The 13621-nt window shown below is 74.2% G+C and carries 12 protein-coding genes; 1 reads left to right on the top strand and 11 read right to left on the bottom strand.

Going from position 1 to position 13621, the window contains the following annotated elements; translation table 11 throughout:
* Positions 1-152 precede the first annotated feature (152 nt).
* The 6 genes from topA to OIM89_RS16485 all read right to left on the bottom strand — a co-directional run bounded on the left by topA (position 153) and on the right by OIM89_RS16485 (position 7604).
* Positions 153-3029, bottom strand: a complete 2877-nt coding sequence (topA, locus tag OIM89_RS16510; RefSeq protein WP_030698222.1) for a type I DNA topoisomerase — start codon at positions 3027-3029, stop codon at positions 153-155.
* A gap of 355 nt (positions 3030-3384) precedes the next feature.
* Positions 3385-3708: a hypothetical protein gene (locus OIM89_RS16505; protein ID WP_217467341.1), complete on the bottom strand. Its 324-nt coding sequence runs from the start codon at positions 3706-3708 to the stop codon at positions 3385-3387.
* 210 nt (positions 3709-3918) lie between these two features.
* Positions 3919-5472 (bottom strand): methyltransferase, encoded by a 1554-nt coding sequence (locus tag OIM89_RS16500; protein WP_217467342.1) that lies wholly within the window; start codon positions 5470-5472, stop codon positions 3919-3921.
* A gap of 251 nt (positions 5473-5723) precedes the next feature.
* Entirely contained in the window at positions 5724-6299 is a 576-nt protein-coding gene (locus OIM89_RS16495; RefSeq protein WP_030698225.1) for a hypothetical protein, read from the bottom strand.
* Positions 6300-6545: 246 nt separating this feature from the next.
* Positions 6546-6974, bottom strand: coding sequence for an ATP-binding protein (locus OIM89_RS16490; RefSeq protein WP_047139493.1), 429 nt, complete (start codon positions 6972-6974; stop codon positions 6546-6548).
* A 288-nt stretch (positions 6975-7262) separates the two neighbouring features.
* Positions 7263-7604 (bottom strand): STAS domain-containing protein, encoded by a 342-nt coding sequence (locus tag OIM89_RS16485; RefSeq protein WP_003949660.1) that lies wholly within the window; start codon positions 7602-7604, stop codon positions 7263-7265.
* Positions 7605-7766: 162 nt separating this feature from the next.
* Between OIM89_RS16485 and OIM89_RS16480 the strand changes: the two genes are divergently transcribed.
* The gene (locus tag OIM89_RS16480) at positions 7767-10208 is read left to right on the top strand and encodes a DEAD/DEAH box helicase (RefSeq protein WP_226965460.1); all 2442 of its coding nucleotides are present in this window, start codon (positions 7767-7769) and stop codon (positions 10206-10208) included.
* Here OIM89_RS16480 and OIM89_RS16475 read toward each other — a convergent pair.
* The 5 genes from OIM89_RS16475 to OIM89_RS16455 form a co-directional block, all read right to left on the bottom strand.
* On the bottom strand, positions 10171-10554 hold the full coding sequence (locus OIM89_RS16475; RefSeq protein WP_030698228.1) for an Rv3654c family TadE-like protein: 384 nt from the start codon (positions 10552-10554) through the stop codon (positions 10171-10173). The genes OIM89_RS16480 and OIM89_RS16475 overlap by 38 nt on opposite strands.
* The gene (locus OIM89_RS16470; RefSeq protein ID WP_217467343.1) at positions 10551-10967 is read right to left on the bottom strand and encodes a TadE family type IV pilus minor pilin; all 417 of its coding nucleotides are present in this window, start codon (positions 10965-10967) and stop codon (positions 10551-10553) included. The genes OIM89_RS16475 and OIM89_RS16470 overlap by 4 nt, the downstream gene beginning before the upstream one ends.
* A 100-nt stretch (positions 10968-11067) precedes the next feature.
* Complete coding sequence (locus OIM89_RS16465; protein ID WP_264491388.1) at positions 11068-11724, bottom strand: DUF4244 domain-containing protein; 657 nt, start codon at positions 11722-11724, stop codon at positions 11068-11070.
* A 179-nt stretch (positions 11725-11903) separates the two neighbouring features.
* Complete coding sequence (locus tag OIM89_RS16460; protein WP_226965462.1) at positions 11904-12737, bottom strand: type II secretion system F family protein; 834 nt, start codon at positions 12735-12737, stop codon at positions 11904-11906.
* On the bottom strand, positions 12734-13591 hold the full coding sequence (locus tag OIM89_RS16455; RefSeq protein ID WP_030698232.1) for a type II secretion system F family protein: 858 nt from the start codon (positions 13589-13591) through the stop codon (positions 12734-12736). Before OIM89_RS16455 ends, OIM89_RS16460 begins: the two co-directional genes overlap by 4 nt.
* Between the last annotated feature and the right edge of the window lie 30 nt (positions 13592-13621).

Here is a 13621-nt window from a genome sequence, read left to right as displayed (position 1 = left end):
ACCGCACGCCTCGTAGAACAGCAGTTCGCGCCCCGCGCGCCTCCCCCACCGGACGAGCGCGGCCCGGTCGGCAGAAGGGGCGGGACGTTTCCGCACCCGAGGGGGGACGGCGGGAGCGAGGTCACCCGGACCTTCCGCCCCCGCCGGGAGGCTCACTCCTCGCCGGAGCCGGCCCCGTCCCCGCTCGCGGTGCTCTTCTTCGTCGTCTTCTTCGCGGTCGCGGTGGTCTTCTTGGCCGCCGTCTTCTTGGCCGCCGTCTTGGTCGCCCCCGCGGTCTTCTTCGCGGCGGCGGTCTTGGCGGGCGCCTTCTTGGCCGGGGCCTTCTTCGCGGTCGACTTCTTCGCCGGGGCCTTCTTCGCGGTCTTCTTCTTGACCGGGCCGCGCGCCCGCTTCTCGGCGAGCAGCTCGTAGCCGCGCTCGGGCGTGATCTCCTCGACGCTGTCGGCCACCCGCAGCGTCGCGTTGGTCTCGCCGTCGGTCACGTAGGCACCGAAACGACCGTCCTTGACCACCACGGGACGCTTGCTGACCGGGTCCTCGCCCAGTTCCTTCAGCGGCGGCTTGGCGGCGGCGCGGCCGCGCTGCTTGGGCTGCGCGTAGATCGCGAGGGCCTCGTCCACCGTGATGGTGAAGAGCTGCTCCTCGTTCTCCAGCGACCGCGAGTCCGTCCCCTTCTTCAGGTACGGGCCGTAGCGGCCGTTCTGCGCGGTGATCTCGACGCCTTCGGGGTCGGTGCCGACGACGCGCGGCAGCGACATCAGCTTCAGCGCGTCCGCCAGCGTCACCGTGTCCAGGCTCATCGACTTGAAGAGCGAGGCCGTGCGCGGCTTGACCGCGTTCTTGCCGGTCTTCGGCGTGCCCTCGGGCAGCACCTCGGTGACGTACGGCCCGTACCGCCCGTCCTTGGCCACGATCGGGTGGCCCGTCTCCGGGTCGGTGCCCAGCTCGAAGTCGCCGCTCGGCTTGGCCAGCAGTTCCTCGGCCAGCTCGACGGTCAGCTCGTCGGGCGCCAGGTCCTCGGGGATGTCGGCGCGCTGGTGGTTCTCGGAGTCCTTCTCGCCGCGCTCGATGTACGGCCCGTACCGGCCGACGCGCAGCTTGATGTCGTCGCTGACCGGGAAGGAGGAGATCTCCCGCGCGTCGATCGCGCCGAGGTCGGTGACGAGTTCCTTGAGGCCGCCGAGGTGGTCGCCGTCGCCGTTGCCCGCGGCGGAGGCGGCACCGGCCGCGGCGTCGCCCTCACCGAAGTAGAAGCGGCGCAGCCACGGCACGGCCTGGGCCTCGCCGCGCGCGATGCGGTCGAGGTCGTCCTCCATGCGGGCGGTGAAGTCGTAGTCGACGAGCCGGCCGAAGTGCTTCTCCAGGAGGTTGACCACGGCGAAGGAGAGGAAGGAGGGAACGAGCGCCGTCCCCTTCTTGAAGACGTACCCGCGGTCGAGGATCGTCCCGAGGATCGACGCGTACGTCGACGGGCGGCCGATCTCGCGCTCCTCCAACTCCTTGACCAGCGACGCCTCGGTGTAACGGGCGGGCGGCTTGGTGGAGTGGCCGTCGACGCTCATCGCGTCCGCGGCCAGCGGGTCGCCCTCGCTGACCTGCGGCAGCCGGCGCTCGCGGTCGTCCAGCTCGGCGTTGGGGTCGTCGGCGCCCTCGACGTACGCCTTGAGGAAGCCGTGGAAGGTGATGGTCTTGCCGGAGGCGGAGAACTCGGCGTCGCGTCCGTCGGAGGAGCGGCCGCCGATCTTCACGGTGACCGAGTTGCCGACGGCGTCCTTCATCTGGGAGGCGACGGTCCGCTTCCAGATCAGCTCGTAGAGCCGGAACTGGTCACCGGTCAGACCCGTTTCGGCGGGCGTGCGGAAGCGGTCGCCGGAGGGGCGGATCGCCTCGTGCGCCTCCTGCGCGTTCTTCACCTTGCCGGCGTAGGTGCGCGGCTTGTCGGGCAGGTAGTCCGCCCCGTACAACTGCGTGACCTGCGCCCGGGCCGCGCCGACCGCCGTGTCGGAGAGCGTGGTGGAGTCCGTACGCATGTAGGTGATGAAGCCGTTCTCGTACAGCTTCTGGGCGATCTGCATGGTCGCCTTGGCGCCGAAGCCGAGCTTGCGGCTCGCCTCCTGCTGGAGCGTCGTCGTCCGGAACGGCGCGTACGGCGAGCGGCGGTACGGCTTCGACTCGACCGAGCGGACGGCGAAGGCGGAGTCGGCGAGGGCGGCGGCCAGCGTGCGGGCGCCCGCCTCGTCGAGGTGGAGGGTGTCGGACTTGAGCTGCCCGACGGAGTTGAAGTCGCGGCCCTGCGCGATCCGCTTGCCGTCGACGGCGCTGAGGCGGGCGACGAGCTGGGCGGGATCGCTGCTGTCACCGCCCCGGCCGGTGCCGAAGGTGCCGGTCAGGTCCCAGTACTCGGCGGTGCGGAAGGCGATGCGCTCGCGCTCCCGCTCGACGACGAGACGGGTGGCCACCGACTGGACGCGGCCGGCCGACAGGCGCGGCATGACCTTCTTCCACAGGACCGGCGAGACCTCGTAGCCGTAGAGGCGGTCGAGGATGCGGCGGGTCTCCTGGGCGTCGACCAGCTTCTTGTTCAGCTCGCGCGGGTTGGCGACGGCGGCGCGGATCGCGTCCTTCGTGATCTCGTGGAAGACCATGCGGTGGACGGGGATCTTCGGCTTCAGCACCTCCTGGAGGTGCCACGCGATGGCCTCGCCCTCGCGGTCCTCATCGGTGGCGAGGAAGAGTTCGTCGGACTCGGCCATCAGCTCCTTGAGCTTCCTGACCTGCGCCTTCTTGTCCGCGTTGACCACGTAGACGGGCTGGAAGTCGTGCTCGACGTCGACGCCGAGCCGGCGGACCTCGCCCGTGTACTTCTCCGGCACCTCGGCGGCGCCGTTCGGAAGGTCACGGATGTGTCCGACGCTCGCCTCGACGATGTAGCCGGGGCCGAGGTAGCCCTTGATCGTCTTCGCCTTGGCGGGCGACTCGACGATGACGAGGCGGCGGCCGCCCTCTGCGGTCTCGCTGGTCGGGGACAACGTGGCTCTTCTCTCCGGTCGACACTGAATCCTTCCCGAGCCCGTGGTTCCGGGATGGGGGCCGGGTTTGCGCTGCGGAGTGTGACGGTACATCCCGCCCCCGTGTCACACGGGAAAAGCCCACCCCGGCCACTGGAACGGTAACCCGACTCCGTCCGTTCCTGCCGCCCGGAGTACCGACCCGGCCATTCACCGCAGATCGGGACGGGGCCGACGGGTATGCTTCCGCGCCGCCGCGAGGGCAGGAAACGGCCCTGCGGGGGTACGGAAGCAGGCGATACGGGTACGGGCCGGTCCCCGGCTCAGCCGGCGGAGGCGCCCCCCCGGCCGGTGCCCTGCGGCGCCGGGCCGCCGGTCAGAGGCGGCTGAAGCACCACAGGCCGAGCGCCAGCGAGGCCGCCGCGACCGAGGCGGCGACCGCCGCCGACCTGCCCGGGGCCGCGCCCTCGTAGACCGGCCGACGGTGCCGCGCCCGGACGGCCGTCCAGACCAGCAGCCCCAGCCCGAACAGGGCGAACACCGCTCCGGCGAAGGCGGCCGGGGTGGCCTCGACCAGGTTTCCGAGCGGCTGGGCGACCCCGCCCTCCCCGGGCGTGGCGAGCGACCCGCCCGGCCCCTGCCCGCCCGCCCGCACGGCGGCGCCGACGGTCCCCTCCGAAACCCCGGTCGCCCCGTCCATGACCCGCTCCCCCTTGTCCACCGGGCCGTCCGAGCGGCTCCGGGACCAGGAGGCTGACACCCCGGTACGGCGCCTGGGGGAACCCGGGGTGAACTCCCGGCCGGTACCGCGTGTCGCCCGGGCGCGCGGCTCGCCAGGACACCCCGGACGTACGACACGGGCGTACGGCATCCGGCGGAAGCGGTCCGCGCGCCCGGGCGGACCGGGCGGCTACGCCTCGGTCCGCGTCCCCTCCTCCACCGGCTCCAGGAAGCCCTGCTCCACCAGGAGCCGGATCTGGGCGGGGGTCTGGTCGCGCAGGCGCACCGGGTCCTCGCCGATGAGCTGGGCGATGGCGTCGAGGATGCGGCCGGCGCTCAGCGAGCCGTCGCAGACCCCGGCGAACCCGGCGCCGACCGTGTCGACCTGGGTGGCCCGGCGCATGCCGCGGTGCTGGCGCAGGACGACGTGCTCGGGGTCCTCGGCGCCCGGCAGGCCGATCTGCTCCTGGACGACCTCCGGGGCTAGGGTGAAGTGCCCGGCGAGCAGGGCCGCGTCGTCGTGCGTGCGCAGGTAGTCCTGGCGGGCGAAGTGGGCGCGGACCGTCTCGCCGAGGGGCTGCTCGACGGGGTGCGGCCACTCCTCCACGACGATCGACGGCTCGGCCGCGCCACTGCGGCGGAGCGTGATCCAGCCGAAGCCGACCGCCTTGGTGTTCCGCGCCTCGAACTCGTCCAGCCACGCCTCGTACCTGGCCGCGTAGGTCTCCGGGTCGGTGCGGTGGTCGCCGGAGTCGCGCAGCCACAGTTCGGCGTACTGGGTGATGTCCTGCACCTCGCGCTGCACGATCCAGGCGTCGCAGCCCTCCGGCACCCAGGAACGGAGCCGGTCGCTCCACTCCTCACCGTCGACGTGCTGCCAGTTGGCCAGAAAGTGCGCGTACCCCCCTTCGTTGAGCCGGTCCCCCGCCTGCTGAACGAGCGTGCGGCAGAGATCGTCCCCGCTCATCCCGCCGTCCCGATAGGTGAGGCGGGCGCCCGGGGAGATGACGAAGGGCGGGTTGGAGACGATCAGGTCGTAGCGGTTCCCGTCGACCGGCTCGAAGAGGGAGCCTTCGAGGAGTTCGGCCCCGGGGGCGCCGGAGAGCGCGAGGGTCAGCGCGGCGAAGCGCAGGGCGCGCGGGTTGAGGTCGGTCGCGGTGACCCGGGTGGCGTCGACGGAGGCGTGCAGCGCCTGGATTCCGGAGCCGGTGCCCAGGTCGAGGGCGTCCCCCACCGGCCCGCGCACGGTGAGCCCGGCCAGCGTCGTGGAGGCGCCGCCCACGCCGAGGACGACGCCCTCGGCCGCGCTGCCGATGCCTCCGGCGCCGCCCACCGCGCAGCCGAGGTCCGAGGCGATGAACCAGTCCTGGCCGTCCGGCCCGCCGTAGGGCCGCACGTCGATCACGGCGCGGACCACCTCGCCCCCGGCCTCCCCGGCGGCCTCCCGGCGCAGCCACCCGCCCTCGACGGCGTCGCCGAGCAGCCCGCCGGGCAGCGCGGCCTCCGCCTCGGCAGGGGTGACGGGGCACTGGAGGAGGAAGAGGCGGACCAGCGTGTCGAGCGGAGTCCCGCCGCGCGTGGCGCGCAGCGCGGGCACCGTCTCCGCACGCGCGAGGGCCGCGTACGCCGGGGCACCCAGCCGTTCCAGGAGCCCGTCGGCGGTGAAGTCGGCGTCGAGGAAGGCGGTCCGCAGGCGCGGGGCCAGGTCGGAGCGGTCGGTCAGGGGAAGGCTGGGGGTACTCACCCGTCCATTGTGGGGGCTGGGGGGTGCGTGGGGCCGCAAGGGGCTGGAGGGCCCGGCTCCCGTGCGGCGAGGCCGGGGACGCGCCGGCGACCGGGCGGCACCGTGCGGCGTCAGGCCCGGTCTGCTCGCATGTTCATGACGGGGCGGAACCTGTCACTCCGTCCGACATGGCGCGGGGCGACCTGCCCAGGACGCGAAGTCCCGGCAAGCCGCCCCGTTGCCGCCCGGGGGACTCGCCCCCGGGCGTCCGCTCAGGCCCCGGAGGGCGACGGTGCCGGTGACGTGGTGGAGCTCTTGCAGGACTCCTGGTTCTTCATCGCCTCGCCGACCTCGCCGGACTGGAGCTTCTCCAGCGCCTCGTTGCCGCTCTTGCTGATCTTCGACAGCTCGCCGGCGATGTCCTTGAGGCCGTCCGCGAACTCACCCTGGTCGCCCGTGTCGAGGTCGTCGACCTGCTTCTTCAGGTCGCCGTACGCGGTCGAGATGCCGTTGAGTTCCTTCACGGCGTCGTTCTTCGTCTTCTCGCCGTCGTCGACCGGCGGGGCACCGGCCTTGCTCACCGCGGAACCGATCGCCTTGTAGGCGGCCGACATGTCCCCGAACGCCTTCGAGTCCGTCTTCTGGACATCCTCAGGACTGCTGTTGTCCGAGGTCTGCTCCTGGATCGCGGCGTTCGCGTCCGAGATCTTCTTGGCCTGCGGCTGCACGTCGTCGCAGACCTGCTTGGCCCACGCGTCGAGCTTCTCTTCCTTGTCGTCGCCGCATCCCGTCAGCGCCATCGCCAGTACCGCACCGCCGGACAGTGCGGCTGCGAGCTTCTTGTTCACCGGATTGGTCCCTTCCGTGGCTCTCGGCCCCGGAACTTACACGGCCCCCGGGTACCAACCCTCACGCGAGCGTCCGATACCTCCCCTTTTGAAGCCCTTTGGCCCAAGAGAGACAAGGCTCACGGATCCCGCACAACTCCTTCGGGAACTCTCACCCCGTCAACAGCCGCCGGAACACCGGTGGTTGACCGTACGGCCGGGATACGACGCAGGTCAGCGGGGGTACGAGGCAGGGCGCGGCCGGAGTCAGGCGAGGGTGGCGGTCGGCCAGGACATGCGGATCAGGCCGCCGGACTCGCCGGTCTTCACCTGGACGTCGTCGACGAGGCCGCTGATGACGGCGAGCCCCATCTCGTCCTCGCCCTCGGGGTCCTCGGTGACGGGCAGGCCGGCCGTGCCGGCCTCGATGTCGGTGGGCACCGCGTGCGGCGCCTCGTCCACGACCTCGATGGAGAACTGCTTCTCGTCCTCGATGAGCCGCACCTGCACCGGCTCGGCCACCTCGTGGAGCTGGTGCAGTCCCACGGCACGGGTGCACGCCTCGCCGACGGCGAGCCGCACCTCGTCGAGGGCCGCGTCCGCCACCCCGGCGCGGCGCGCCATCGCGGCCCCGACCAGACGTGCCGTCCGCACATGCTCGGGCAGCGGGGTGAAACGGAGCTCAACGGTGGCCATGCGTCCCCCTCGGATGTACGGGAGTGCTCTCCGGGAGAAACCGGATCACCGAAATCCGGCGACTCCCGTCTGCTGTGGACCCGAGCCTGCCACGTGTCCTGTGAACGGCCGACGGCGGGCGCGGCGCACCACGTCCGCGCGCAGCCGCGACCGGGCAGGGACGCGGACGCACCGGACCGGAGCCCCGTACGCGACGCGCGGGCATCGGGCGGGCGGCGGGCGTTCGCGACAGCGCACACCCGCCGACGACGGCGCGCACCGGGACCTGCCCGGCGCGCGCTCCGCGTCTCAGTCGGTGGCCGCGATGGCCTCGTCGACCGACTGGTGGATCGGGAAGACCTTGGTGAGCCCCGTGATCCGGAAGATCTTGAGGATGCGCTCCTGGTTGCAGACCAGACGCAGGGAGCCCTCGTGGGCCCGCACGCGCTTCAGTCCGCCCACCAGGACACCGAGGCCGGTCGAGTCGAGGAAGTCGACGTTCTCCATGTCGACGACCAGATGGAAATTGCCGTCGTTCACCAGCTCGACCAGCTGCTCCCGCAGCTTGGGCGCGGTGTACACATCGATTTCGCCACCGACCTCGACAACCGTACGATCATCGACGGTGTGGGTCGACAGGGACAGGTCCACGAATCCTCCAGCACCTTGCTATCGAGCGGTCATCCCTCGGGACACCTCGGCTTGATCCCCCGGGACGGTTCGCCAGCCGCGTGCGCATTCAATCACTTACCGGCAGGCGCGCACGACGCCTTCGGTCCATTGTCCGTCACGCCAGTGACAGACTCGGAGCCGATGACCGAGTTCTCCCGGCCGAGCCGTCCCGATGGGGGCGGAGCTCCCCGCCCCACGCCTCGCACGGTCCTGGACCGCCTGGTGGCCTCCCGACAGGGCAGCGGCCACGGTTCCGCCGTGCCTGCCGAAGGGGGCCACGAGGACGGCGGACCGGCCGCGACGCCGGAATCCCGCATCACTCATACGGAGCACCTGCCCCCGCGAGCCGGACGTCATGCCGTCTGGCCCGACCGGATTCGCCCGGAGGTGATCGCGGCGGTCCAGAAGGCGGGCATCGCCGACCCCTGGGCGCACCAGGCGGCCGTCGCCGAGCACGCGCTGGACGGGCAGTCGGTGATCGTCGCCACCGGCACCGCCTCCGGCAAGTCCCTCGCCTACCTGGTCCCGGTCCTCTCCAGCCTCCTCGACGGCTCCGAGGCGCCCAACGGGCGTGGCGCCACCGCCCTCTACCTCTCGCCCACCAAGGCCCTCGCCGCCGACCAGCTGCGCGCCGTCAAGGAGCTCTCGGCCCCGCTCGGCCACGCGGTCCGGCCCGCGGTCTACGACGGCGACACCCCGGTCGAGGAGCGCGAATGGGTCCGCCAGTACGCCAACCTCGTCCTCACCAACCCCGACATGCTGCACCGCGGCGTCCTCCCTTCCCACCCGCGCTGGTCCTCCTTCCTGCGCGCTCTGCGCTACGTCGTCATCGACGAGAGCCACACCTACCGGGGCGTCTTCGGCTCGCACGTCGCCCAGGTGATCCGCCGCCTGCGCCGCCTCTGCGCCCGCTACGGCTCCGACCCCGTCTTCCTGCTCGCCTCGGCCACCGCGGCCGAGCCCGCGGTGGCGGCCGGGCGCCTGACCGGGCTGCCGGTCAGCGCGGTGGACGACGACGCCTCGCCCCGGGGCGAGCTGGTCTTCGCCCTGTGGGAGCCGCCGCTGACCGAGCACCACGGGGAGAACGGCGCGCCGGTCCGCCGCACCGCCACCGCCGAGACCGCCGGCCTCCTCACCGACCTCGCCGTGCAGTCGGTCCGCACGGTGGCCTTCGTCGGCTCGCGCCGCGGCGCCGAGCTGATCTCGGTCATCGCCCAGGAGCGCCTGGCCGAGGTCGACCGGTCCCTCGCCCGGCGGGTCGCCGCGTACCGGGGCGGCTATCTCCCCGAGGAGCGCCGCGCCCTCGAACGCGCCCTGCACTCCGGCGACCTCCTCGGCCTCGCCGCCACCACCGCCCTGGAACTGGGCATCGACGTCTCCGGCCTCGACGCCGTCCTGATCTGCGGCTATCCCGGTACGCGCGCCTCCCTCTGGCAGCAGGCGGGCCGCGCCGGGCGCGCCGGGCAGGGGGCGCTGGCCGTCATGGTGGCCCGTGACGACCCGCTGGACACCTATCTCGTCCACCACCCGGAGGCGATCTTCGACCAGCCGGTGGAGTCGACCGTCCTCGACCCGGACAACCCGTACGTCCTCGCGCCCCACCTGTGCGCCGCCGCGGCCGAGCTGCCGCTCACCGAGGAGGACCTCGCCCTCTTCGGCCCGGCCACCCGGGAGCTGCTGCCGCAGCTGGAGGCGGCCAAGCTGCTGCGCCGCCGGGCCCACGGCTGGCACTGGACACGGCGGGAGCCGGCGGCCGACCTGGCCGACATCCGGGGCGGCGGGGGCAGGCCCGTGCAGATCGTCGAGGTGGGCACCGGCCGGCTGCTGGGCACCGTGGACGCCAACGCCGCCCACGGCTCGGTCCACACCGGCGCCGTCCACCTCCACCAGGGCCGCACCTATCTCGTCCGGGACCTGGACCTGGAGGACTCGGTGGCGCTGGTGGAGCAGGCCACGCCGTCCTACTCGACCACCGCCCGCGACACCACCGCCATCTCCGTGCTGGAGACCGACGCCGAGATCCCCTGGGGCGACGGACGGCTCTGCTACGGCTCGGTGGAGGTCACCAACCAGGTCGTCTCCTTCCTTCGCCGCCGCCTGATCACCGGCGAGGTCCTCGGCGAGACCAAGCTCGACCTGCCGCCCCGCACCCTGCGCACCCGCGCCGTGTGGTGGACGGTCACCGAGGACCAGCTCGATGCCGCGCGCATCAACCCGGAGCAGCTCGGCGGGGCACTGCACGCCGCCGAACACGCCTCCATCGGCATGCTCCCGCTCTTCGCCACCTGCGACCGCCGCGACATCGGCGGCGTCTCCATACCGCTCCACCCGGACACCCTCCTTCCCACGGTTTTCGTCTACGACGGCCACCCGGGCGGCGCCGGATTCGCCGAACGGGGCTTCCACACCGCCCGCCAGTGGCTCGCCGCCACCCGCGAGGCCATCGACGCCTGCGAGTGCGAGGCGGGCTGCCCCTCCTGCATCCAGTCGCCCAAGTGCGGCAACGGCAACGAGCCGCTCCACAAGCGGGCCGCCCTCCGGCTGCTCACGGTGCTGCTCCGGGGGGCCCCGCCCGCGCCCTGACCCGGACCGCGAACGGCCCCGCCCCCGCCTCGGCCGTCACGTCGGACACCTCCCCGACCAGGGCGCACCGCACCACCTCGGCCCCTTGCGCGGCGGCCACCCGCCGCGCCTGCGCACAGGCTCCCTTCTCCCCTTCACCCCAGTGGTCGGCGGCCGCGAGCGCGGCGAGGTCGGCCACGCCGCCCGCCTGATGGCGTACGGCGACGGCATGCCCCATCGCCAGCAGCGCGGCGAACACGGCACAGAGCGCCGCCGAGGCGACCGCCGCCCAGACGGTGGCGGCGCCCCGGTCCCGGTCAGAGGGAGCCGTGCTTGTGCTGAGGAGGTCGCGTCCGGGGGCCCTCATTCGCCTCCCTCCCCGGTGCCGCCTCGGGCTGGTTCCTCGTTCCCGCCGGTGTCGCCGGCCTCTCCGGTGGGCGGTCCGTCGACCGGGCCGCCTGTTCCGACCGTCTCCTCGGCCAAGGCGACGGCCCGTGCGTGGAGGGCGATCGTCAGCTTCCCCAGGCCGGGTGTGCCGGCCCGTACCTCGACGTGGACCAGGTCGCCGGTGCGGCCGACCGTGACCTCCGCTCCCTCGGGTGCCGCCTGGAGCGCTGCCTCGACCACCGCGGCGGGCGGGTCCTGCCGGGCCGCGGCGCGGGCACCGGCCCGCGCCGCGTCCACGCACTGGATGTGGGCGGCGACCGCCAGCAGGGCCCAGACCAGCGCCAGCAGGAACACCACCAGCGTCGGCAGCACGACCGCCGCCTCGGCGGTCACCGCCCCACGCTGGCCGTCCCTGCGCCGGCCGTCACCGGAGCGCCGGCACCGGCGCACGAAGGCACCCCCGGCCCACCGGAGGCCCGGCGCCCCCGCCCCCTCAGAACGGCGCATCGAGGGCCTTCTCCACCGCCGACTGCAAGGCGGACGCCACCGCGTCACCCGTGACGATCTTGTACAGCACCCCGGCGAAGGCGACCGCCGCCAACAGGGCCATCGCGTACTCCGACGTGGCCATGCCCGCGTCCCGGCGGGTCCGCGCCCGCGTGGACCGCCGCCGGTGCCGCCGGGTGCCCTCGTCTCCGCGCGCCCCCGTCCGGCGCCCCGCCGTCCTGCGAGGCCCGAACTCGCGGTCCGGGCGCGAAGACCGGCCGCGCGCTCCCGGCTCCGGACCCTGGCCGCTCTCCACCACGACCAGCCGCACCGGCACCGCCTCGGCCGACTTCCGCGCCCCGGACCCGTTCCGGGCCGCCTCCCTGCGCCGGGCCCGGTCCTGAGCCCGCAGCCGGGCCAGTGCCTTCCCGGGCACGAGGACAGGCAGAGCGGAGGGTGAGCCCGGCGGCGGGGCCACTCCCCCTCGGGGCAGTGCCCCGGCCACCAGGTCGCCCGGCCCCTGCCCGGCCGAGGAGGCCGCCTCGGCCGGCCGCTCCTCCTCGGTCCCGGGGACCACTCCCTGACCGCCGGTCACGATCGCCCCTCCCACAGCCGGCCCCTTCGTCTCGTAACCGTTCATCTCGTTCATTCCGGAACCGCTCATCTCGGAACTCCTCATGTCAGCACTCCTCATGTCAGAAACCGTTCGCCTTGCTCAGGCAGGGCCATCGCCTCTGCCGTTCCCCACCGCCGACCGGACCGGCCGCCGGCGCCCCGGCCCCGCCGGACCGGCAGGGCGGCCCCCGAGCTCCGCAGGCGCTCCAACCGCTCCAGCCCGTCACCTCAGCCACCGCCCCTCAGCAGCCCGCTCGCCAGGCCGATCACCACCGGGGCGACTCCGAGCGCGAGGAAGGCGGGCAGGAAGCAGAGCCCCACCGGTGCCGTCACGGCGACCGCCGCCCGCCGGGCGCGTTCGGTGGCCGCGCGGTTCCAGTCGGCCCGTGCCTCGGCGGCGATCCGGGCCAGTGGTTCGGCGGCCGGAGCGCCGGAGGCCGCCGCGCGTTGCAGGCAGCGGGCGAGTGCCGAGGCCCCGGGCGCTTCGGCGACATGGCGCCAGGCCGCCTCCGGGTCCCCGCCGAGCCGGATGTCGGCTGCGGCCCGGGCGAGCCCCTGTCCCACGGGCCCGCCGACCGAGGCTCCGACCGCACGCGCCGCCTCCACCGGGCCCGCCCCGGCCGCGACACAGGCGGCGACCAGATCGGCGGCCAGGGGGAGCTGGGTGTCCACCGTCGGCCGGGCCGCACCCCGCGCCCACCTCGGCAGCAGTCCGGGTGGCCGCCGTCCCGGCCTCGGCACGCTTCCGGTGGCCCGCCCCGCCTCCCGCCGGGCCGCCCACCGGTGACCCCACCAGCCCGCAGCACCCCCCGCGATCACCTCCAGGGCCCCGCCGCCGACCAGCCACCCGACGGCGACTCCGGCGACCCCCCAGACTGGGGCGGCCCGCCGCCCCACGGCCCACGCCCGCACCGGCGACGGCCCGCCGGCAGGCACGGCCCCGTGCAGCCCGCGCCAGCGCGCCCGCGTCGCACGGCGCGCCCTGACCGACGCGCCCCAGCCCGCCAGCAGCACCAGGACCCACAGGGTCGCCCCCAGCCTGTGGACAAGGTCGGCGCTCATCGCGGTACCCCCGCCCGCCGCACGATCCCCAGCGCCCACCACAGCCCCGCCGACTCCAGGGCCGAGCCCAGCAGCAGACAGGCCAGGCCCGCCGGCGTGTGGAGCAGCACCCGGAGCGGGTCGGCCCCCATCGCCCAGCCCAGGACCAGGCCGAGCAGCGGCAGCGCCGCCAGCATCAGCACCGTCGACCTGGCCCCGGCCAGTTGGGCGGCCAGGTCGGCCGCCTGGTCCCGCTCGGCCCGCAGCGCCGCCGCCAGTCGTTCGACACCGGCCGCCAGGCCCGCACCCCGGTCGACCGCCACCTCCCAGCAGGCGGCGAGCCCCGAGAGCCCTTCGGCGCCGGGCGCCCCCGCGGCCTCCCGCAGCGCGCCCGCGACATCCCCGCCGAACCGCGCGGCCGCCGTCACCCCGGCCTGGGCACCGCCCAGCCCCCGGGCCCCACCGAGCGCGTGCAGCAGGGCCGCCACCGGCTGACGCCCCGACCGGACCTCTTGGGCCAGGGCTCCGCAGAGTTCGCGGACCGCCTCGGCCCGCCGCTCGCGGGCCCTCGCCGCCGCCCGGGCCGCCAGCCTCCGCCGCGCCACCGGTACCGCCGCGCACCCGGCGGCCAGCGGCAGGAACGACTGGCCCGCGGCGGCCAGCACCGCCCCGGCCACCAGGCAGGCGGCTTCGGGCCGGGACGCGGCCCGGCGACGTAACGCCTCCGCCGTCCACCGGGTCTCCGCCTGTGTCACGCCCGCGATCCGGGCGGCCCGGCTCCGCAGCCTCGCCCGCCCGTGGACGTGGCGCGCGACCGCCTCCGTACCCCAGAGCAACCCGCCCACCGTCACCGCACCGACCACACTCACACTCATCCTTCGGTCTCCTCGCTCGCCCGCGCCCGT

This window comes from Streptomyces sp. BI87 (assembly GCF_025957665.1).
Classification (GTDB): Bacteria; Actinomycetota; Actinomycetes; order Streptomycetales; family Streptomycetaceae; genus Streptomyces; species Streptomyces albidoflavus.
Note: the sequence above shows the minus strand (reverse complement) of the source record. Positions and strands in the feature narration are given on the sequence as shown.